The sequence below is a fragment of the Streptomyces sp. NPDC058045 genome (assembly GCF_042885635.1).
Lineage (GTDB): Bacteria > Actinomycetota > Actinomycetes > Streptomycetales > Streptomycetaceae > Streptomyces.
This window is the reverse complement of the sequence record NZ_JBHVRR010000012.1, coordinates 105132-125404: the sequence shown is the minus strand read 5'-3', so window position 1 is coordinate 125404 and position 20273 is coordinate 105132. Positions and strand designations below refer to the sequence as shown.

Genomic DNA, 20273 nt, shown 5'->3' with positions numbered 1-20273 from the left:
TCCACTACGGCCCGGTCACCTCTGTGGCTCGCGAGTTCTCATGCCGTCGATTGTATTGTGACGGAACTCCAGAGTGTATCCGTCGGATAGCACGGCTCGGCGAACGTAGAATTGGAGGATGACGACTGGATCACTTGGCTTGAACGCAACTCTCTTCGAGACTCCTCCGCCTGTAGGTGAGAGCGGTCTGGCCGAAATCACGATCGAGAAGCTTGCTGAGCTACAGGATGCACCTCACCCGTTCGCGTACCAAGGCAGCAAGCGAGCCTTGGCACATGCGGTGCTGAGGTACCTGCCTAACGACACCGAGACGCTCGTCGAGCCCTTCGCGGGCTCAGCTGCGATCAGCATTGCTGCGCGTCACAGCGGGATCGTGGGCTCTACGATCATCAATGATGTCAATGCTCCGCTTATGGCCATGTGGAGCCGAATCATCAAAGATCCAGATGCGCTAGCCAAGCAGTATGAATCGATGTGGGAAGCCTCCTTGGACGACCCAAAGGCCTACTTCTTCGATCAGCGAGCCGAGTTCAACCGCACGAATGACCCAGCCTTGTTGCTCTACCTACTCAATCGGATTGTCAAAGGCGCTGTGCGCTACAGCAAGACCGGCGATTTCAATCAGTCGGCAGACAATCGACGGCTCGGCGCGAAGCCCGCGACCGTCCGCAAGCGATTGCTGCAGACGTCGAATGTTATGAAGAACACGACGGTGCTAAACGGTTCTTATGAATCTCTGTTGATTGGCGCGGGACGCAAGGACGTTGTGTACATGGATCCGCCTTATCAGGGCGTCACCAATGTTGCTGATCACCGCTACATGTCCGGACTTGTACGTGAGGACTTCGAACGCGCACTGTCGAAGGCGAACGACAATGGGGTGTCGTACATCGTTTCTTATGACGAGGTACGCGAAGACAACAAGTATGGCGAACGGTTGAGTGAGGACCTGAACCTCACTCACCTGCACATCATTGTAGGCCGGTCCAGCCAGGCGACACTGAGCGGCCGAACCGACGTTACGACAGAGTCTTTGTATCTGTCACCCGCTCTTGCCAGCCGACTCAGCGACATCAATATTTAGGAGGCCTAAGCCTTAGCCAATAGGGCGTCACCTATGGTCGACGCCCTATTGCCGTCGAACCGCTTGCTCGAGGTGAGACAACACCACCTCACCGAGCGTACTATCGCTCGCACCTGCTTCCGCTTTCATGGCGTCAATGACGCCGATGCGGTCGCCGTGAACGGTCAGAACCAACCGACGTTCGTCGATCGTCGCGACGTGGTCGTAATCGTCCGGGTCATGCCAGTAGCAGGTTCGGCAGGTGTCAGGATTACGCACCTCCCAGTTCGGACAGGTCTCGCAGGACATCGACTTTGCCCGATTGTCCGAGCTACACAATGGCATGAAGTCCGCGGTCTCGAAGACCGCCGGGTCGCCACCGATGTGGAATGGAACGCGATGGTCGGCTTGCAGCATCCGCGTGATGAACTCCGCGCCACACACCGCGCAGCGGTGACCATGCTCTCGAAAGAGCTTGTCCCGGAAAGAATTAGAGATCGGTCGACGCTGCGCGAAATCCTCGCTCATCGAGTCGAGTAGCGTATACCTGGCCATGCGACGACCATCGACGCTAACGTTGGCGCTCGTGATGGCAAAGCCAGCGTCCTTGAGGTCCCGCACCGCCCTAGGCGGGTGATCGTATCCGGCGTTCTTGAGGTCATCGGTCGTGACGGTGCCTTGGTCGAGTAGGAACTCAAGCGCCTTCTGCGCACGCTTGGACGTCTTGACCTGTCGAGCCCACTCGATGAACTCGTCGCTGTACTGCCCTTCCGCAGTACTCACTTCTTGCCGCCAGAGGTTACATTGTGCCTAAACTCCACCACGTCCCCGTCCTGCATCACGTAGTCCTTGCCTTCCATGCGGGCCTTGCCGGCGGAGCGGGCTTCGGGGACGGAGCCGGTGTGGACGAGGTCTTCGAAGGAGATGACCTCGGCCTTGATGAAGCCCTTCTGGAAGTCGGTGTGGATGACGCCGGCGGCCTCGGGGGCGGTGGCGCCCCGCTTGATGGTCCAGGCGCGGGCTTCCTTGGGGCCGGCCGTCAGATAGGTCTGGAGGCCGAGGGTGCGGAAGCCGACGTGGGCGAGGGTGGCGAGGCCGGGCTCTTCCTGGCCGACGGACTGGAGGAGTTCGAGGGCCTCGTCCTCGTCCAGTTCGGCGAGGTCGGCCTCCAGCTTGGCGTTGAGGAAGATCGCTTCGGCGGGGGCGACGAGGGCGCGCTGCTCGTTCTTGAAGTCCTCGTCGGTGAGCTCCTCCTCGTCCACGTTGAAGACGTAGAGGAAGGGCTTGGTGGTGAGGAGGTGCAGGTCGTGGAGGGGGGCGGCGGCCTCGGTGCCCTGGCGGACGCCCTCGGCGAAGAGGGTGCGGCCGGATTCCAGGGTCTCCTTGGCGGCCTCGACGGCCTTCACCTTGGGCTGGAGGTCCTTCTTGATGCGGGATTCCTTCTGGAGCCGCGGGAGGACCTTCTCGATGGTCTGGAGGTCGGCGAGGATCAGCTCGGTGTTGATGGTCTCGATGTCGCTCTTGGGGGAGACCTTGCCGTCGACGTGGACGACGTTCTCGTCCTGGAAGGCGCGGATGACCTGGCAGATCGCGTCGGACTCGCGGATGTTGGCGAGGAACTTGTTGCCCAGGCCCTCGCCCTCGCTGGCGCCGCGGACGATGCCGGCGATGTCCACGAAGTCGACGGTGGCGGGGAGGACGCGCTGGGAGGAGAAGATCTCAGCCAGCTTCGTCAGCCGCGGGTCGGGGACGCCCACGACGCCGACGTTGGGCTCGATGGTGGCGAACGGGTAGTTGGCCGCGAGCACGTCGTTCTTGGTCAGGGCGTTGAACAGGGTCGACTTGCCGACATTGGGCAGACCGACGATTCCGATCGTGAGCGACACGTTGCGACTTCCCGTACGTCAGGGCTGGTGGGCCGGGTACCTCTGGTGCGGCCGGTCCCGCGAGGCCGGGACGCGGGCCGATCCACCAGTCTACGGCGTGGCGCACACCCTCCTGTTCGGGCCCGGGGCGGCGGAGGCACGCCGGGTCGAACGGCGGGCCAAGGTCGGCCAAAGTGCGTGTCCCGTGGCCCGTTCGGCACATGATCGGATCTAGGTTGGGAGCGTGGATCACCTCGGGTCGCGCCCCTCCCAGCCCCGACCGCGCCGGACCGCGCCGCTGCCGCCCCAGGGCGGGTCGCGCAGCACGGGCGCGGCCGTCCGCGTCTCCTCCCCGCAGGCCGGGCGGCCGGTGCCGCCGCCGGTGCGGGTGGTCAGAGCGGTGCGGAAGGCCGTACGGCAGGTGGTGCGGGTGGTGCGGGCGGCGCCGGATCCGCGGCTGACGGGGCTGGGCGGCGGGCTGTTCTGCGCGGTGGTGATGTTCCTGCTGGGCTGTGTGGATCTGCTGCTCTTCGACGCCTCGCTGACGGTGTACGGGGTGCTGTTCCTGCCGGTGAGCCTGCTGACGGCGCGGTGGGTGCGGCCCGCGGACCTGGTGATGGCGCCGGTGGCGGTGCCGATCGGGTACGCGGTGGGGCTGCTGCCGGTGGCGGAGGGCACCGGGGGGCTGTGGGGCCGGCTGATGGGCCTCTTCACCGCGCTGTCGACCCATGCGGTGTGGCTGTACGGAGGGACGTTGATCGCCGGGGTGACGGCCACGGTGCGCAAGGTGCGGGACATGCGGCGGCGGACGGCGGCCCAGCGGGCGGGACTGCGGCCGCAGCGGGACGGCGCGGGCCGGCCCCGCCCCTCGGCCGCGCGCGGTACCGGTACCCCCGCCAAGTCCGGCTCCCGGACCGCCGGTGGCGCCAACTCCCGTACTGGGGAGGCCGGTTCAGGTGCCGGCTCGCGCACGCCGCAGCCTCGCCGGCACCCCGCGTAAGGCACGACGGGGCGGGGCGCGGCGCCGGACTATCGCTCGGCCGGTGTCCCGGCGCGTACCGCGTCCGTGTCCGTCCTGGTCGCCGCGGCGCGCATGGCGGCGCCGACGATGCCGGCGTTGTTGCGGAGTTCCGCGGGGACGATCTCGGCGCGGATGCCCTCGATCAGGGGCAGGAACTTCTGTGCCTTGCGGCTGACGCCGCCGCCGATCACCATCAGTTCGGGCGAGAACAGCATCTCCACATGCGCCAGGTACTTCTGCACCCGCCGGGCCCAGTGCTCCCAGGTCAGTTCGTGGTCGTCCTTGGCCTTGGTGGAGGCGTGCCGTTCCGCGTCGTGGCCGTGGAGTTCGAGGTGGCCCAGCTCGGTGTTGGGGACGAGGGTGCCGTCGACGAAGAGGGCGCTGCCGATGCCGGTACCGAAGGTGAGGACGAGGACGGTGCCGCGGCGGCCGCGGCCCGCGCCGAAGTTCATCTCGGCGATACCGGCCGCGTCCGCGTCATTGAGCACGGTGACGGGTACGCCGCCGAGGCGCTCGCCGAGCAGGGCGCCGGCGTCCGTGCCGACCCAGCCCCGGTCGACGTTGGCGGCGGTGCGGATGGTGGCGCCGCCGGTGACGACGCCGGGGAAGGTGACACCGACGGGCCCGGTCCAGCCGAAGTGGCGGACGACCTCCCGTACGCCGTCGGCGACCTTGTCGGGGGTGGCCGGGTGCGGGGTCAGTACCTTGAAGCGCTCCTCGGAGAGGTCGCCGCGCGCCAGGTCCACCGGCGCGCCCTTGATGCCGGAACCGCCGATGTCCACACCGAAGATCTCCATGCGCCCCACGGTACGGCGGGCTCCGGCCGCCCGCCCGGGTAAGCGGCGAACGAACCGGCGTACCCGGGGCGAACGGACACGGCCTAGCGTCCGGCCCGGCGGTCCGCCTCGTCGGCGAGGGTGCGGGCCTCGGCGCGCAGGTCGCGGCGGAGTTCCTTGGGCAGGGAGAAGGTGATGGACTCCTCCGCGGCCTTGACGATCTCCACGTCCTCGAAGCCGCGCTGCTGCAGCCACTCCAGCACCTGCTCGACCAGGAGCTCGGGGACCGAGGCGCCGGAGGTGACGCCGACGGTGGTGACGCCGTCGAGCCAGCCGTCCTCGATCTCGTCGGCGTAGTCGACCAGGCGGGCGTCGCGGGCGCCGGCCAGCTTGGCGACCTCGACCAGGCGCTTGGAGTTGGACGAGTTGCGCGAGCCGACCACGATCACCAGGTCCGCCTCGGCGCCCATCTGCTTGACGGCGAGCTGGCGGTTCTGGGTGGCGTAGCAGATGTCGTCGCTGGGCGGGGAGACCAGCTCGGGGAACTTCTCCTTGAGGGCGTCGACCGTCTCCATCGTCTCGTCCACGGAGAGCGTGGTCTGGGAGAGCCAGACCACCTTGGACGGGTCGCGCACCTCGACTCCGGCGACGTCCCCGGGGCCGTCGACCAGGGTGATGTGCTCGGGGGCCTCGCCGGAGGTGCCGATGACCTCCTCATGTCCCTCGTGCCCGATGAGCAGGATGTCGAAGTCGTCCTTGGCGTAGCGGACGGCCTCCTTGTGCACCTTGGTGACGAGGGGGCAGGTGGCGTCGATGGTGGCGAGGCTGCGGGCGGCGGCCTCCTCGTGCACCACGGGGGCGACCCCGTGCGCGGAGAACATCACGATGGACCCCTCGGGGACCTCCGCGGTGTCCTCGACGAAGATCGCGCCCTTCTTCTCCAGGGTCTGCACGACGTACTTGTTGTGGACGATCTCGTGGCGTACGTAGACGGGGGCGCCGTACTGCTCTAGGGCCTTCTCTACGGCGATGACGGCGCGGTCCACGCCCGCGCAGTAGCCACGGGGGGCGGCGAGCAGGACGCGGCGGGCTGGCGAAGCAGTCATGGCACCCATCGTAAGGCCGTGTCCGGGGGGTCCACGATCACGGGCTCGGCGAGACTGGGGCGGCCGGTCCGGGCGGCGGGGCGGCCGGTGGTGCGGGAGGCGATCGTGGAGTCGAGCGGGCGGGCCGGGGCGACGGAGAGCAGCGAGGACCGCCGGCTGCGGCGGACCCTCGGGTTCCGCGATCTGGTCGTGTACGGGCTGCTGTTCATCGCGCCGATGGCCCCGGTGGGCGTCTTCGGCACGCTGGACGCGAAGTCGCACGGCGCGGTGGCGCTGGTGTACCTGGTGGCGACGGTGGCGATGGCGTTCACCGCGTTCAGCTACGCCCAGATGGTGCAGGTGGTGCCGCGGGCGGGTTCGGTCTTCGCCTATGCGCGGGCCGGGCTCGGGGAGGGCCCGGGGTTCGTCGCGGGGTGGATGGCGATGCTCGACTATCTGCTGATCCCGGCGGTGGCGTACCTCTTCTCGGGGATCGCGATGAACGCGCTGGTGCCGTCGGTGTCGCGGTGGGTGTGGACGGCGCTCGCGGTGCTGGTGACCACGCTGCTCAATCTGCGGGGGGTGCGGACGGCGGCCCGGGTGGGCTTCGCGGTGCTGGCCCTCGAAGTGGTGGTGCTGCTGGTGTTCGCGGTGGCGGCGGTGGTGGTGCTGGTGCAGGACGGGGCGCGGCGGGGCTGGCTGTCGCCGCTGACCGGGGACGGCACGTTCTCGTCGACGGCGGTGCTGGGCGCGGTGTCGGTGGCGGTGCTCTCGTATCTGGGGTTCGACGCGATCGCCTCCTTCGCGGAGGAGGTGGCCGGAGGGGCGGGCAAGGTGGCGCGGGCGGTGTTGTTCTGCCTGGTGCTGGCGGGGGCGCTGTTCGTGGTCCAGACGTATCTGGTGGCGCTGCTGGAGCCGGTGTCCTCGGCGCGGCTGGCGGCCGAACCGGTGCGGCAGGGTTCGGCGTTCTATGACGCGGTGGATGTGTCGGTGGGGTCCTGGCTGCACGATCTGGTGGCGGTGAGCAAGGCGATCGGGGCGGCGTTCGCGGCGCTGGCGGGGCAGGCGGCGGCGGGGCGGCTGGTGTTCGCGATGGCCCGGGAGCGCCGGCTGCCGCACTTCCTGGCGCGTACCGACTCGGGGGTGCCGCGGGTGGCGCTGCTGGGGGCGGCGGTGGTGACGACGGTGGCGGCGGTGTGGGCGGCGCAGTCGGCGGACGGCCTGGACCATCTGGTGTCGGTGGTCGACATCGGGGCGCTGAGCGCGTTCGTGCTGCTCCACGCGAGCGTGGTGGGCTGGTTCGCGGTACGGCGGCGCGGGGGCCGGGTCCGCCCGCTGCGGCATATGGTGGCGCCGGTGCTGGGCGCGGCGATCACGGTCGCGGTGATCTGGGAGGCGGCGGGCTCGGCCCAGGTGGTCGGCGCGCTGTGGCTGGCGGCGGGCCTGGCGGTACTCGCGGTACGGGGGGTGCGGGCGCGCGGGGCGGCTTAGCGGGGGCGGATCGGCGGACCTCGTGATCCGGGCCGGGTTGTCAGTGGTGGGCTATACGCTCGGCGCATGGCTGTGAACACATCGGCCGAGGCGCCGCTCCCCGTGGGGCAGGTGTCGCGGCTCATCGGGGGCTGGATCGAGCGGCTCGGCGCGGTCTGGGTGGAGGGGCAGATCACCCAGCTCTCGCGGCGGCCGGGCGCCGGTGTGGTCTTTCTGACGCTGCGCGACCCCTCGCACGACATCTCGGTGAGCGTCACCTGCTACCGCCAGGTGTTCGACGCCGTCGCCGATGTGGTCACCGAGGGCGCCCGCGTCGTGGTGCACGCCAAGCCCGAGTGGTACGCGCCCCGGGGTCAACTCTCGCTGCGCGCCGCGGAGATACGGCCGGTGGGCGTGGGCGAGCTGCTGGCCCGGCTGGAGCGGCTGAAGAAGTCGCTGGCCGCCGAGGGCCTCTTCGCGGCGGAGCGCAAGCGCCCGCTGCCGTTCCTGCCGCAACTGGTGGGCCTGGTCTGCGGCCGCGCCTCGGCCGCCGAGCGCGACGTCCTGGAGAACGCCCGCCACCGCTGGCCCGCCGTCCGCTTCGAGGTACGCAACGTGGCGGTGCAGGGCGTGCACGCGGTACCGCAAGTGGTGCAGGCGGTAAGGGAGTTGGACGGACACGGCGAGGTCGACGTGATCATCGTGGCCCGTGGCGGGGGCAGCGTGGAGGATCTACTGCCGTTCTCCGACGAGGAGTTGGTGAGAGCGGTCGCCGACTGCCGTACGCCGGTCGTCTCCGCGATCGGCCATGAGCCTGACCAGCCGCTGCTGGACTATGTGGCCGATCTGCGGGCCTCCACGCCTACGGACGCCGCGAAGAAGGTGGTGCCGGATGTCGGCGAGGAGTACGAGCGGGTGCGCTGGCTCCAGGGGCGGGCCAGGCGCTGTGCGGAGGCGCTGGTGGAGCGGGAGGAGCGGGGGCTGGCGCAGGCGCTGGCCCGGCCGGTGATGCGGGAGCCGCAGCGGATGGTGACCGAGCGGGCCGAGCAGATCGGTGCGCTGGTGGACCGCGGCCGCCGTACGCTCGGGCATCTGCTGGCGCGGGCCGATTCGGAGCTGGCCCATACCCGTGCCCGGGTGGTGGCCCTCTCCCCGGCGGCGACACTGCGGCGGGGTTACGCGGTGCTCCAGCAGGCGGACGGCCGGGTGGTCCGCGCGGCCTCCGAGGTCTCCCCGGGCGAGGAGCTGCGGGCCCGGGTGGCGGACGGCGCCTTCACGGTCCGCGTGGACGGGGCCGACGAAGCCGCCGGGCGGGAGGCGCGCGCGGTGCCCGGGGAGCGCACGGCCGACGTGGAGTGAGCGGGAGACCCCGGGGAGCACCGGCCGCGGGCCGCCGCGGGGAGTGAGCTGTGACGACGACGCGGAGGACGCATCGATGAGCAAGCAGGACGGCACCGCACGGGACACCGGCGAGGCCCCGGACCCCGGGCTCTCGGGGGCCGCGGCGCCCGGTGCCGAGGGTCCCGGTACGGCGGCCGCCGCCGCGCTCGGTTACGAGCAGGCGCGGGACGAACTGATCGAGGTGGTACGGAAGTTGGAGCTGGGCGGCAGCAGCCTGGAGGAGTCGCTGGCGCTGTGGGAGCGGGGCGAGGAGCTGGCCGCGGTCTGCCGCCGCTGGCTGGACGGCGCCCGCGCCCGCCTGGACGCGGCCCTCGCCGCGGAGGAGTCCGGCACGGCACCCGAGTAGGACGGTGGCACACCGGCCCAGGTGAGTCGCATGTGATCCCGATCACCCCCGCAGGAAATTTGTTGAATCTTAAACCGATCGAGGCGTAACGTCATCCTCGCAAGCCAGCCGATCCGGCGCACATCGCCGGAGGGCGCGGGCTTCAGATGTCTTACGTCTCAAGAAGGTTCAGGTTCACCTCATGTCTCTCGCTCTTGACCCCGCCGCCCAGGACCTGCTCTTCCGGGAGGCGCGTACCGCGAACACCTTCACGGACGAGCCGGTGACCGAGGAGCAGGTGCAGGCCATCTACGACCTGGTCAAGTACGGGCCCACCGCGTTCAACCAGTCCCCGCTGCGGGTGACCCTGGTGCGCACCCCGGAGGCCCGCGAGCGTCTGGTGGGGCACATGGCGGAGGGCAACCAGCCCAAGACCTCCACCGCACCCCTGGTCGCCATCCTCTCCGCGGACAACGAGTTCCACGAGGAGCTGCCGCAGCTCATGCCGCACGCCCCCGGCATCAAGGACGCGTTCTTCTCCGAGCGCCCCGTCCGCGAGCAGACCGCCGGCCTCAACGCCGCGCTCCAGGCCGCGTACTTCATCATCGGTGTGCGGGCCGCCGGGCTGGCCGCGGGCCCGATGACCGGCTTCGACTTCGAGGGTGTGCGCAAGGAGTTCCTCGACGACGACCACACCCCGCTGATGGTGGTCAACATCGGCCGCCCCGGCGAGAACGCCTGGTTCCCCCGCTCCCCGCGCCTCTCCTACGACGAGGTCATCACCACCGTCTGACCGTCCCGGCGCGGACGAGAGGGCCCGGAGGCACAGCGCCTCCGGGCCCTCCGCCGTACCCGGGTGCGGTCAGGACGGCTTCGAGGACTCCGACGGCGCTGACGGCGCTGACGGCTCCGACGGCTCGGCCGACTTGAGGGCGGCGGCCAGATGGGCCAGGCGCTTGAAGTCGGCGGTGCCGGTGACGACGGTGGTGGCCTTCCCCTCCCGCAGCACCAGCGCGTCGTAGTGGCCGCCCTCGTAACGCTGCCAGGTGCGGTCGCCGATGTGCTCGGTGCGGGCGGTCTTCTCCGCGTCCTGGGTGGAGCGGGCGATGAACGCGGAGGGCTTCTCGGTGGACTGCTCGACCGCCGCGTACTGGCCGTCCGGGGTACGGAAGCCCAGGTGCCAAGTGGCGAAGTCGTCACCGCGGTACCGCACCGAGGTCGCCTTCCAGGATGTGCCGAGCCCCTCCGGCGCCACCACCGGGTACGGGGCGGCGCGTCGAGCCGTGGCCAGCTCGATCCTGTAGTCGACGCGCTTGATCGGGGTCTCGGTGTCGTCGTGCGGGATGAAGATGTACGCGAACGCGGCGACGAGGACGACGACGCCCAGCGACCACACCATGTTCCGTACGCTCTGACTGCCTTTGGTTCCTGCCACGTCCCTATGGTCGCAGGCTGCGGGAGGCGTCCGGCCGCAGGGTCGTCCCGGCCTGTTCCCGCCGCTCATCCGTAGCCCGATCTGCTCATTGTGGCGCACTCCGGATAGAGTCGGGCCGTAACCCTCATCCGGCCGCCCAGTCGGCGCACGCCGTTTGCCCGGCCGCCCCTCGGGCGCAGTTCTGTTGTGTACCAGTGGATATCCGTAGAAAGGTGCGCTCCGATGTCCGAGCATCATCTGCCGTCCGAGCTTGAGGTCCCCTCCGAAGCCCCCGACCGCAACCTCGCCCTGGAACTGGTCCGCGTCACCGAGGCCGCCGCGATGGCCGCGGGCCGCTGGGTCGGGCGCGGCGAGAAGAACGGCGCGGACGGCGCCGCGGTACGGGCCATGCGCGCCCTGGTCTCCACGGTGTCGATGAACGGCGTGGTGGTGATCGGCGAGGGCGAGAAGGACGAGGCCCCGATGCTCTTCAACGGGGAGCGCGTCGGTGACGGCACCGGCGCCGAGTGCGATATCGCCGTGGACCCGATCGACGGCACCTCCCTCGCCGCCAAGGGAATGCCCAACGCGGTGGCGGTCCTGGCCGCCGCGGATCGCGGCACCATGTTCGACCCGTCCGCCGTCTTCTATATGGACAAGCTGGTCACCGGCCCGGAGGCGGCCGACTATGTGGACATCGACGCCCCGGTGTCGGTGAACATCCGCCGGGTCGCCAAGGCGAAGCGGTCCACGCCCGAGGACGTCACCGTGGTCATCCTCGACCGGCCGCGCCACGAGGGCATCATCCAGGAGGTCCGGGAGACCGGCGCCCGGATCAAGCTGATCTCGGACGGCGATGTGGCCGGCTCGATCCTGGCGGTACGCGAGGACAGCGGCATCGATCTGCTGCTGGGCATCGGCGGCACCCCCGAGGGCATCATCTCGGCCTGCGCCATCAAGTGCCTCGGCGGCACCATCCAGGGCAAGTTGTGGCCGAAGGACGCCGAGGAGCGGCAGCGGGCCCTGGACGCCGGGCACGACCTGGACCGGGTGCTCGCCACCGACGACCTGGTCTCCGGGGACAACGTCTTCTTCGTCGCCACCGGCATCACCGACGGCGAGCTGCTGCGCGGGGTGCGCTACCGGGCGGAGACCGCGAGCACTTCCTCGCTGGTGATGCGCTCCAAGTCGGGCACCATCCGGCAGATCGACTCCACCCACCGCCTGGCAAAGCTCCGCGCCTACAGCGCGATCGACTTCGACCGGGCCAAGTAGGCGCGGCCCACCGGTAGTTGGCCAACACCAGCTACTACGGCGGGACTTGGCGCCGACGAGGCCGGACATGACGAGGGGGCGCCCCGGTGCGGTGGGGCGCCCCCTCGGTGGGTTCCGGGCCCCGTCGGCGTCAACTCGGCCGGTACGGGCGGAAGTTACCGCTCTGGCGGCGGGTGCGGACGGGTCAGCCGACGGCGGGGATCGGGGCGGCGGTGCGGGAGGCCTGCTTCAGCTCCATGTCGCGGCGGCGCCGCCGGGCCAGCACCACCCGGCGCTCGGCAGCGGTCAACCCGCCCCAGACGCCGTACGGTTCGGGCTGGAGCAGGGCGTGCTCGCGGCACTCGACCATCACGGGGCAGCGGCCGCAGACCCGCTTCGCGGCCTCCTCGCGGGAGAGGCGCGCGGCCGTCGGCTCCTTGGACGGGGCGAAGAAGAGCACCGCCTCGTCGCGCCTGCACACCGCCTCCGTGTGCCACGGATCGTCCTGATCTCGGCCGCCCACGGGGGTCCGCTGACGGGGAACGGCAGCGACCTGCTGGGACTGACGCGGCGGTTGCAGCACGGTCTACTCCTGACGACGGCTTCGCGATCGAGCGGCGATGCAGCAGGTCTACCCGCTGTGCGCACGCCTATGCACTGCGTTCCGACCGCCGGCCGGGCTCCCGGAGCCGCCGAAACGGCCCGCGCCGCGGGTCGACTCCGCGGTCAGCCGAGGTGCTTGCGGAGCTTGTGGTGGAGGTCCCGGACGAGGCTGCCGCGCTTGGGCCTCGCCTCGATGTTGCCCAGCACCGAGACGCCCTCGACATGCACCAAGGGGGCGTCGTCCTCGGCCGAATCCAGCGTGTCCACCTCGAAGTTGCCCAGGACTCCGCCGCCGCTGCCGCGGAGGCTGACGTTCTCCGGGACGGTGATCTCCACGTTCCCGAAGACCGAGACCGCCTTGATCAGCACATGCCGGTGCTCGAAGATCGCCTCGCTGAGGTCGATCTCGACGCTGCCGAAGACGGCGTAGGCGTGCGTCCTGCGGGCGATCCGCCAGCGGCCGCGGCGGGTGGAGGCGCTGAAGACGGCGACCAGGTTGTCCTCGGGGGCGGCGGGCAGCTCGCCCGGGGAGGGCGGCTCGGGGCGGGCGGGGCCGGGGGTGCGGCGGGTGCCGGCCGCGGGCAAGTCCCGTACCAGCGGCTCCAGTTCGGCGATGGTCTTGGCGCGGTAGACGCCGTCGACCCGCTCGGCGTGCTCGTCCGCGGTGAGCCGGCCCTCGGCCAGGGCCTCCCGGAGGATGTCGGCGACCCGGTCCCGGTCGGCGTCGGAGGCGCGGAGCGAGGCGGGCGCGGGTGGTTCCACGACCGGCGCGGCGGGCCGGTCGGCCGGCTTCGGGTCGGTCGCGGCGGGCTGCTGGGGGCGCTTTTCGAGATCCACGGACCACACCCTACCGAAACGCGATAGATCGCGTTAGGGGGCGAGCGGCGGAGAATGCGCGCACCGGACGGATCGGGGTGAGCCGGACCTCACCTCCGGCGGACCCGAGATGAGGTCCTAATCTGGTCGGTGCCGCCAACGGAGGCCAGCCGCCGTCTGTCATGTGAGGAAAAGCCGAGATGCCGGAGTTTGCGTACACCGATCTGCTGCCGACGGGAGAGGACACCACCCCGTACCGGCTGGTGACCTCCGAGGGGGTCTCCACCTTCGAGGCCGGTGGGCGGACCTTCCTCAAGGTGGAGCCGGAGGCGCTGCGCAAGCTCGCCGAGGAGGCGGTCCACGACATCCAGCACTATCTGCGCCCGGCCCACCTCGCGCAGTTGCGCCGGATCGTCGACGACCCGGAGGCCTCCGGGAACGACAAGTTCGTGGCGCTCGACCTGCTGAAGAACGCCAATATCGCGGCGGCCGGGGTGCTGCCGATGTGCCAGGACACCGGCACCGCCATCGTCATGGGCAAGCGCGGCCAGAACGTGCTGACCGCCGGCGGCGACGAGGAGGCCCTCAGCCGCGGCATCTACGACGCCTACCAGAACCTCAATCTGCGCTACTCGCAGATGGCCCCGCTGACCATGTGGGACGAGAAGAACACCGGCTCCAACCTCCCCGCCCAGATCGAGCTGTACGCCACCGACGGCGGCGCCTACAAGTTCCTCTTCATGGCGAAGGGCGGCGGCAGCGCCAACAAGTCGTTCCTCTACCAGGAGACGAAGGCGGTCCTCAACGAGGACTCCATGATGAAGTTCCTTGAGGAGAAGATCCGTTCGCTGGGTACGGCGGCCTGCCCGCCCTACCACCTGGCGGTCGTGGTCGGCGGCACCAGCGCCGAGTACGCGCTGAAGACCGCCAAGTACGCCTCCGCGCACTACCTGGACGAACTGCCCGCCGAGGGCGGCGAGTCGGGCCACGGCTTCCGGGACCGGGAGCTGGAGGACAAGGTCTTCGAGCTGACCCAGAAGATCGGTATCGGCGCGCAGTTCGGCGGCAAGTACTTCTGCCACGACGTGCGGGTGGTGCGGCTGCCGCGGCACGGCGCCTCCTGCCCGGTGGCCATCGCCGTGTCCTGCTCCGCGGACCGCCAGGCGGTGGCGAAGATCACCGCCGAGGGCGTCTTCCTGGAGCAGTTGGAGACCGACCCGGCACGCTTCCTCCCCGAGACCACGGACGAGCACCTGGACGCGGAGGACAACGCCGTCCGGATCGACCTCAACCAGCCGATGGACGCGATCCTCGCCGAGCTGACCAAGTACCCGGTGAAGACCCGGCTCTCGCTGACCGGACCGCTGGTGGTGGCGCGGGACATCGCCCACGCCAAGATCAAGGAACGGCTGGACGCGGGCGAGGAGATGCCGCAGTACCTGAAGGACCACCCGGTCTACTACGCGGGCCCGGCGAAGACGCCCGAGGGCTATGCCTCCGGTTCCTTCGGGCCGACGACCGCGGGCCGGATGGACTCCTATGTGGAGCAGTTCCAGGCGGCCGGCGGCTCCCGGGTGATGCTCGCCAAGGGCAACCGCAGCAAGCAGGTCACCGACGCCTGCGCCGGGCACGGCGGCTTCTACCTGGGCTCCATCGGCGGCCCCGCGGCCCGCCTCGCCCAGGACTGCATCAAGAAGGTCGAGGCGGTCGAGTACGAGGAGCTGGGCATGGAGGCGGTCTGGAAGATCGAGGTGGAGGACTTCCCGGCGTTCGTCGTCGTCGACGACAAGGGCAACGACTTCTTCACCGAGCCGGCTCCCAGCCCCACCTTCACCAGCATCCCGGTACGCGGCCCCGGCCTGGGCTGATCCCGGTTCCGCGGCGGCCCCGGGGAGTGTCTCGACGGGCCGCCGCGGAACAGCCGCGGTGCCGGCGGCGTTCCCGTCAACAGCGACAGGAAGGGCGATCACCATGGCGACCGACGGCGGATTCCGGATCGAGCACGACTCGATGGGCGAGGTACGGGTGCCCGTGGACGCGAAGTGGCGGGCGCAGACCCAGCGGGCGGTGGAGAACTTCCCGGTCTCCGGGCAGCGCCTGGAGCGCGCCCATATCGAGGCCCTGGCCCGGATCAAGGCGGCCGCGGCCAAGGTCAACGCCGAGCTCGGGGTGATCGACGCGGAGGTCGCCGCGGCGATCCGGGAGGCGGCGGAGGAGGTCGCGGAGGGCCGCTGGGACGAGCAGTTCCCGGTGGACGTCTTCCAGACCGGTTCCGGCACCTCGTCCAACATGAACACCAACGAGGTGCTGGCCACCCTGGCGAGCGAGCGCCTGGGCCGCCCCGTCCACCCCAACGACGAGGTCAACGCCTCGCAGAGCTCCAACGACGTCTTCCCGTCCAGCATCCATATCGCCGCGACGGCCGCCGTCACCCGCGATCTGCTGCCCGCTCTGGACCACCTGGCGGCGGCCCTGGAGCGGAAGTCGGCGGAGTTCGCCGAGGTGGTGAAGTCGGGGCGGACGCATCTGATGGACGCCACCCCGGTCACCCTGGGCCAGGAGTTCGGCGGGTACGCGGCGCAGGTGCGGTACGCGCAGGAGCGGCTGGCGGCCTCGCTGCCGCGGCTGGCCGAACTGCCGCTGGGCGGTACCGCGGTGGGCACCGGCATCAACACCCCGCCCGGCTTCCCGGCGGCGGTGATCGCCGAGGTCGCGCGGGACACCGGGCTGCCGCTGACCGAGGCGCGCAACCACTTCGAGGCGCAGGGCGCGCGGGACGGCGTGGTGGAGACCTCGGGGCAGTTGCGCACCCTCGCCGTCTCCCTCACCAAGATCGCCAACGATCTGCGCTGGATGGCCTCGGGCCCCCGTACCGGCCTGGCCGAGATCAGCCTGCCCGACCTCCAGCCCGGGTCCTCGATCATGCCGGGCAAGGTCAACCCGGTGATCCCGGAGGCGGTGCTCCAGGTCGCCGCGCAGGTCACCGGGAACGACGCGGCGGTCGCGGCGGCGGGCGCGGCCGGCAACTTCGAGCTGAACGTGATGCTCCCGGTGATCGCCCGCAACGTACTGGAGTCGGTGCGGCTGCTGGCCAATGTGTCCCGGCTGCTCGCGGACCGCACGGTGGACGGGATCACGGCGCATGTGGAGCGGGCCCGCGAGTACGCCGAGTCCTCCCCGTCGGTGGTCACCCCGCTCAACCGGTACCTCGGCTACGAGGAGGCCGCGAAGGTCGCCAAGCGGTCCCTGGCGGAGCGGAAGACCATCCGCGAGGTGGTCCTGGAGTCCGGCTATGTGGAACGCGGCGACCTCACCCTGCAACAGCTCGACGAGGCCCTGGACGTGCTGCGGATGACCCGGCCCTGAGACGGCGGGCACCACGGGCCACCCTCCCGCCGAATGTCCGGTTTTCGACTTGTCTCACAGCGGCTGTCACCCACGGCACCTAAAATCAGCCCATGCCAGCCGACGACGGAACGACCACCCCGGCCCCGGACCCGGACCGCTGGGCCCCCGGCACGCCCATCCTGTGGCGGTACCGCGAGAACGCCGGCGAGCAGATCCACATCTGCCGCCCGGTGACCGTCGTCCAGGACACCGCGGACCTGCTCGCCGTCTGGCTGGCCCCCGGCACCGAGTGCGTCCACCCCGTCATCGCCGACGGCACCCCGCTGAACGCCGAACCCCTCGCCACCCGCTACACCCGCCCCCGCGCCCTGCGCCACGCCCCCTGGTACGGGACCGGCCTGCTCAAGCTGGCGCGACCCGGCGAGCCGTGGTCGGTCTGGCTGTTCTGGCGGCCGGACTGGGAGTTCAAGAACTGGTACGTGAACCTGGAGGAACCGCTGGCCCGCACCGCGTACGGGGTCGACTCCGAGGATCACTTCCTGGACATCTCCGTTGCCCAGGACCGGAGTTGGCGGTGGCTGGACGAGGACGAGTTCGCCGCGGCGCAGCAGGCCGGGCTGATGGGCGCGGAGCAGGCCGCGGCGGTCCGCCGGGCCGGGGAGGACGCGGTACGGAGCATCCGCTCCTGGGGTGCGCCGTTCTGTGACGGATGGCAGTGGTTTCGGCCGGATCCTGACTGGCCCAGACCGCTGCTGCCGGATGACTGGGACCGTACGCCCGCGCATGTGTCGTCATGAGACCCTTGATGCGCCCCCATGGTTCAAACGTAGGATCGTCCTCCGCAAGAGCGCACAGCAGCAACTCCCTTGGCTTGCGCGAGGCCTGACACGAACTCATCGAGGAGCGGCAGGGACGTGAGCGAAGGTAGCGAGGCATTTCTGGAGTACGGCACGCTGGTGCCGGACCGCACCGGCCAGGCGGACGCGTTCGACGCCATCGGAGAGCGCTACGACGACGCCTTCCCGCACAAGGAAGGCCAGATCGCGGCGGCGAAATGGCTGGCGGAGGAGCTGGCGCCGGGTTCCCGGGTCCTGGACCTGGGCTGCGGCACCGGCCTGCCCACCGCCCGTCAACTGGTCGCCGCCGGCCACCGGGTGCTGGGCGTCGACCTCTCCCCCGGCATGGTGGAGCAGGCCCGGCGGAACGTGCCGGAGGCCGAGTTCCGTGCTGTGGACCTGGCCGAACTGCGGCCCGGCGGCCCTGACGGCGTCGGCGAGTTCGACGGGGTGGCCGCCTTCTTCTCCCTGCTGATGCTGCCGCGGGACGAGATCCCGTACGCGCTGCGGCTGGTGCACCGACTGCTGCGCCCGGGTGGCTTGTTCGCGCTGTCCATGGTCGAGGCCGACCTGGACGACGAGGAGATCCCGTTCCTGGGCCACCCGATCCGGGTATCGGGATTCCTACGGGACGACCTGCTCCGGGTCGTGCGCGACGCGGGGTTCGAGGTGGTCGGGGAGGACGCTTTCGCGTACGCTCCGGCAACCACCGGCGCCCCACCCGAGCACCAGTTGTTCCTCAACTGCCGACGCGCCTGACCCGCTGGCCTGACGCACCCTGGTGACGCACGAACGGCGCGCTCGGCGCGCCGCCCCGGACGGACGGATTCGACTCGCGTGACGGAGCACCCCACCTCCCACGACGGACCGCAGCCCAGCACCGCGCGGCCCGGCACCCCCGCTGACCCGCGGGGGTCGCTGCTGCGCGCCCAGGGCGCCGTACCGCAGGGTGAAGGCCCCGCCAGGGCACGCCCGGCCGCCCACCCGCAGCCCCCGGCCGTGCAGGACCCGCCGCCGGCCCCCGCCGCGGCAGCCGACGGAGCCGCGCCCGCCCCGCATCCCGACGGGGCGGCACCGCACCCGGGGGCCGGGCAGAGCGCGGCGCAGGCCGCGATGCGCCGGGACGGGGACCGGCTGAGGTTCGTCGGCGCCGCCACCCGGCGTATCGCCCGCGGGATGGACCTGGACGAGATCGTGATGGGCCTGTGCCGGGCCACCGTCCCCACCTTCGCGGACGCGATCCTGGTGTATCTGCGCGATCCGCTGCCGGTCGGCGACGAGCGCACCAGCAACGGCCCGGTGGTGCTGCGGCTGCGCCGTACCGACCGGCTGCGGATGCTCACCGAGGGCGGGGAGCCGGACGCGGAGGGCAATCCGCTGCTGGTACCGCAGTTGCCGCCGCTGCCGGCGGATCTGGCCGCCACCGCCGAGCTGTGCGAGGTGGAGCCCGGCGGCGCCCTCGCCGAGGTGCTGCGCGGGGTGCGGCCCGTCTTCGCGGACTCCCCCGCGGCGCACGAGGCGCTGCCCGAACTGCTGGGCGAGACACGGGCGTTGCCCGGCGGGCGGCGCGCCGTCCTGGCGCCGCTGCGGGGCCGGCGCCGGGTGATCGGCGCGGCGCTCTTCCTGCGCCGCCCGGACCGCCCGGCCTTCGAGACCGAGGACCTGCTGGTCGCCGCCCAGTTGGCCACCCACAGCGCCCTCGGTATCGACAAGGCGATGCTGTACGGCCGCGAGGCCTATATCGCCGACGAGTTGCAGCGCACCATGCTGCCCGAGACCCTGCCCCGGCCCACCGGGGTCCGCCTCGCCTCCCGCTATCTGCCCGCCGCGGAGACCGCCCGGGTCGGCGGCGACTGGTACGACGCGATCCCGCTGCCGGGCAGCCGGGTCGCCCTGGTCGTGGGCGATGTGATGGGGCACTCCATGACCTCGGCCGCGATCATGGGCCAGCTTCGGACCACCGCGCAGACCCTGGCCGGGCTCGACCTGCCGCCGCAGGAGGTGCTGCACCACCTGGACGAGCAGGCCCAGCGGCTCGGCTCGGACCGCATGGCGACCTGCCTCTACGCGGTCTACGACCCGGTGTCGCACCGCATCACCGTCGCCAACGCGGGGCATCCGCCGCCGGTGCTGCTGCACCTGGGCGGCCGCGCCGAGGTGCTGCGGGTGCCGGCGGGGGCGCCGATCGGGGTGGGCGGGGTGGACTTCGAGGCGGTGGAACTGGACGCGCCGGCCGGGGCCACGCTTCTGCTGTACACCGACGGGCTGGTGGAGTCCCGGCTGCGGGACGTCTGGTCCGGGATAGAGCAGTTGCGGGAGCGGCTCGCCGCGACCGCGCAGCTCACCGGCCCGGATCACGCCCCTCCGCTGGAAGCGCTCTGCGACGAGGTGCTGGACATGCTGGGCCCGGGCGACCGGGACGACGACATCGCGCTGCTCGCCGCCCGCTTCGACGGGATCGCGCCCAGCGATGTCGCGTACTGGTTCCTGGAGCCGGAGGACGCGGCGCCCGGGCGGGCCCGGCGGCTGACCCGCAGCGCGCTCGCCCGCTGGGATCTGGAGGAGCTGTCCGACTCGGTGGAGCTGCTGGTCAGCGAGGTGGTGACCAATGCGGTGCGGTACACCTCGCGGCCGGTGACACTGCGGCTGCTGCGGACCGATGTACTGCGCTGCGAGGTCGGGGACGATGTGCCGCAGTTGCCGCGGCTGCGGCAGGCGCGGGCCACCGACGAGGGCGGGCGCGGGCTCTATCTGGTGAACAAGCTGGCCCGCCGCTGGGGCGCGACCCGGCTCTCCACCGGCAAGGTCGTCTGGTTCGAGGTGCCCCGCCCGGACGCTCCGTAGCCGTTCCCCCGCCCCGGATCACCCCGCCCCGGAATGCGACTTTCGTCCCGGATTCGGTGGCGGACGCCCTCCCTCGGTTGCTGACCGGAGGGGGTCGGAGTTGACTCGTGCAGTGACGTAGCGACCTGACCCCACCCCCTCACGCACGACGG

Annotated in this window: 19 protein-coding genes; 12 read left to right on the top strand and 7 right to left on the bottom strand. The window is 70.9% G+C overall.

Features of this window, described 5'->3' with window-relative positions; genetic code table 11:
• The first annotated feature begins 118 nt into the window (after nt 1-118).
• Nucleotides 119-1084 carry a Dam family site-specific DNA-(adenine-N6)-methyltransferase gene (locus ACFVST_RS10770; protein WP_390148985.1) on the top strand — a complete coding sequence of 322 codons (966 nt, stop codon included), beginning with the start codon at nt 119-121 and terminating at the stop codon, nt 1082-1084.
• A gap of 45 nt (nt 1085-1129) precedes the next feature.
• Here the strand turns inward: ACFVST_RS10770 and ACFVST_RS10765 are convergent, their stop codons facing one another.
• Together ACFVST_RS10765 and ychF are read right to left on the bottom strand one after the other, a co-directional pair.
• Complete coding sequence (locus ACFVST_RS10765) at nt 1130-1846, bottom strand: HNH endonuclease (protein ID WP_390148983.1); 717 nt, start codon at nt 1844-1846, stop codon at nt 1130-1132.
• Nucleotides 1843-2949: a redox-regulated ATPase YchF gene (gene ychF, locus ACFVST_RS10760; RefSeq protein WP_390148981.1), complete on the bottom strand. Its 1107-nt coding sequence runs from the start codon at nt 2947-2949 to the stop codon at nt 1843-1845. Before ychF ends, ACFVST_RS10765 begins: the two co-directional genes overlap by 4 nt.
• A gap of 223 nt (nt 2950-3172) precedes the next feature.
• On the opposite strand from ychF, the gene ACFVST_RS10755 reads away from it, so the two are divergent.
• Nucleotides 3173-3928 carry a DUF6542 domain-containing protein gene (locus tag ACFVST_RS10755; RefSeq protein ID WP_390148979.1) on the top strand — a complete coding sequence of 252 codons (756 nt, stop codon included), beginning with the start codon at nt 3173-3175 and terminating at the stop codon, nt 3926-3928.
• Nucleotides 3929-3957: 29 nt separating this feature from the next.
• On the opposite strand, the gene ppgK is transcribed toward ACFVST_RS10755, so the two are convergent.
• Together ppgK and ACFVST_RS10745 are read right to left on the bottom strand one after the other, a co-directional pair.
• Complete coding sequence (gene ppgK, locus ACFVST_RS10750) at nt 3958-4746, bottom strand: polyphosphate--glucose phosphotransferase (RefSeq protein ID WP_390148977.1); 789 nt, start codon at nt 4744-4746, stop codon at nt 3958-3960.
• An 83-nt stretch (nt 4747-4829) separates the two neighbouring features.
• On the bottom strand, nt 4830-5840 hold the full coding sequence (locus ACFVST_RS10745; protein ID WP_390148975.1) for a 4-hydroxy-3-methylbut-2-enyl diphosphate reductase: 1011 nt from the start codon (nt 5838-5840) through the stop codon (nt 4830-4832).
• Between the two features lie 96 nt (nt 5841-5936).
• Between ACFVST_RS10745 and ACFVST_RS10740 the strand changes: the two genes are divergently transcribed.
• The 4 genes from ACFVST_RS10740 (at nt 5937) to ACFVST_RS10725 (ending at nt 9799) form a co-directional block, all read left to right on the top strand.
• A complete protein-coding gene (locus ACFVST_RS10740) occupies nt 5937-7301 on the top strand; it encodes an APC family permease (RefSeq protein WP_390149051.1) in 1365 nt (454 codons plus the stop codon).
• Between the two features lie 66 nt (nt 7302-7367).
• Nucleotides 7368-8639 (top strand): exodeoxyribonuclease VII large subunit, encoded by a 1272-nt coding sequence (xseA, locus tag ACFVST_RS10735; protein ID WP_390148973.1) that lies wholly within the window; start codon nt 7368-7370, stop codon nt 8637-8639.
• A gap of 76 nt (nt 8640-8715) precedes the next feature.
• Nucleotides 8716-9027 (top strand): exodeoxyribonuclease VII small subunit, encoded by a 312-nt coding sequence (locus ACFVST_RS10730; RefSeq protein ID WP_390148971.1) that lies wholly within the window; start codon nt 8716-8718, stop codon nt 9025-9027.
• Between the two features lie 181 nt (nt 9028-9208).
• Entirely contained in the window at nt 9209-9799 is a 591-nt protein-coding gene (locus ACFVST_RS10725) for a malonic semialdehyde reductase (RefSeq protein ID WP_390148969.1), read from the top strand.
• A 69-nt stretch (nt 9800-9868) separates the two neighbouring features.
• On the opposite strand, the gene ACFVST_RS10720 is transcribed toward ACFVST_RS10725, so the two are convergent.
• The gene (locus ACFVST_RS10720) at nt 9869-10441 is read right to left on the bottom strand and encodes a DUF4245 domain-containing protein (RefSeq protein WP_390148967.1); all 573 of its coding nucleotides are present in this window, start codon (nt 10439-10441) and stop codon (nt 9869-9871) included.
• Nucleotides 10442-10663: 222 nt separating this feature from the next.
• On the opposite strand from ACFVST_RS10720, the gene glpX reads away from it, so the two are divergent.
• Nucleotides 10664-11695 (top strand): class II fructose-bisphosphatase, encoded by a 1032-nt coding sequence (gene glpX / locus ACFVST_RS10715; RefSeq protein WP_390148965.1) that lies wholly within the window; start codon nt 10664-10666, stop codon nt 11693-11695.
• Between the two features lie 184 nt (nt 11696-11879).
• Here glpX and ACFVST_RS10710 read toward each other — a convergent pair whose 3' ends face one another.
• Both ACFVST_RS10710 and ACFVST_RS10705 read right to left on the bottom strand, forming a co-directional pair.
• Nucleotides 11880-12257 (bottom strand): WhiB family transcriptional regulator, encoded by a 378-nt coding sequence (locus ACFVST_RS10710; protein WP_390148963.1) that lies wholly within the window; start codon nt 12255-12257, stop codon nt 11880-11882.
• A gap of 143 nt (nt 12258-12400) precedes the next feature.
• On the bottom strand, nt 12401-13114 hold the full coding sequence (locus tag ACFVST_RS10705) for a DUF1707 domain-containing protein (RefSeq protein ID WP_390148961.1): 714 nt from the start codon (nt 13112-13114) through the stop codon (nt 12401-12403).
• Between the two features lie 179 nt (nt 13115-13293).
• Between ACFVST_RS10705 and ACFVST_RS10700 the strand changes: the two genes are divergently transcribed.
• From ACFVST_RS10700 to ACFVST_RS10680, 5 genes are all read left to right on the top strand, one after another.
• Complete coding sequence (locus ACFVST_RS10700) at nt 13294-14961, top strand: fumarate hydratase (protein ID WP_390148959.1); 1668 nt, start codon at nt 13294-13296, stop codon at nt 14959-14961.
• A gap of 103 nt (nt 14962-15064) precedes the next feature.
• A complete protein-coding gene (locus ACFVST_RS10695) occupies nt 15065-16459 on the top strand; it encodes a class II fumarate hydratase (RefSeq protein ID WP_390148957.1) in 1395 nt (464 codons plus the stop codon).
• A 92-nt stretch (nt 16460-16551) separates the two neighbouring features.
• Nucleotides 16552-17238, top strand: coding sequence for a DUF402 domain-containing protein (locus tag ACFVST_RS10690; protein ID WP_390148955.1), 687 nt, complete (start codon nt 16552-16554; stop codon nt 17236-17238).
• A gap of 117 nt (nt 17239-17355) precedes the next feature.
• Nucleotides 17356-18036, top strand: coding sequence for a class I SAM-dependent DNA methyltransferase (locus tag ACFVST_RS10685; protein WP_390148953.1), 681 nt, complete (start codon nt 17356-17358; stop codon nt 18034-18036).
• A 78-nt stretch (nt 18037-18114) separates the two neighbouring features.
• A complete protein-coding gene (locus tag ACFVST_RS10680; RefSeq protein ID WP_390148951.1) occupies nt 18115-20121 on the top strand; it encodes a SpoIIE family protein phosphatase in 2007 nt (668 codons plus the stop codon).
• Nucleotides 20122-20273: the final 152 nt, after the last annotated feature.

Excerpts from the sequence above, each read along its gene's own strand:
- ACFVST_RS10770 (WP_390148985.1), top strand. The coding sequence starts at position 119 with ATGACGACTGGATCACTTGGCTTGAACGCAACTCTCTTCGAGACTCCT.
- ppgK (WP_390148977.1), bottom strand. The coding sequence starts at position 4,746 with ATGGAGATCTTCGGTGTGGACATCGGCGGTTCCGGCATCAAGGGCGCG.
- ACFVST_RS10745 (WP_390148975.1), bottom strand. The coding sequence starts at position 5,840 with ATGGGTGCCATGACTGCTTCGCCAGCCCGCCGCGTCCTGCTCGCCGCC.
- xseA (WP_390148973.1), top strand. The coding sequence starts at position 7,368 with ATGGCTGTGAACACATCGGCCGAGGCGCCGCTCCCCGTGGGGCAGGTG.
- ACFVST_RS10730 (WP_390148971.1), top strand. The coding sequence starts at position 8,716 with ATGAGCAAGCAGGACGGCACCGCACGGGACACCGGCGAGGCCCCGGAC.
- ACFVST_RS10725 (WP_390148969.1), top strand. The coding sequence starts at position 9,209 with ATGTCTCTCGCTCTTGACCCCGCCGCCCAGGACCTGCTCTTCCGGGAG.
- glpX (WP_390148965.1), top strand. The coding sequence starts at position 10,664 with ATGTCCGAGCATCATCTGCCGTCCGAGCTTGAGGTCCCCTCCGAAGCC.
- ACFVST_RS10700 (WP_390148959.1), top strand. The coding sequence starts at position 13,294 with ATGCCGGAGTTTGCGTACACCGATCTGCTGCCGACGGGAGAGGACACC.
- ACFVST_RS10695 (WP_390148957.1), top strand. The coding sequence starts at position 15,065 with ATGGCGACCGACGGCGGATTCCGGATCGAGCACGACTCGATGGGCGAG.
- ACFVST_RS10690 (WP_390148955.1), top strand. The coding sequence starts at position 16,552 with ATGCCAGCCGACGACGGAACGACCACCCCGGCCCCGGACCCGGACCGC.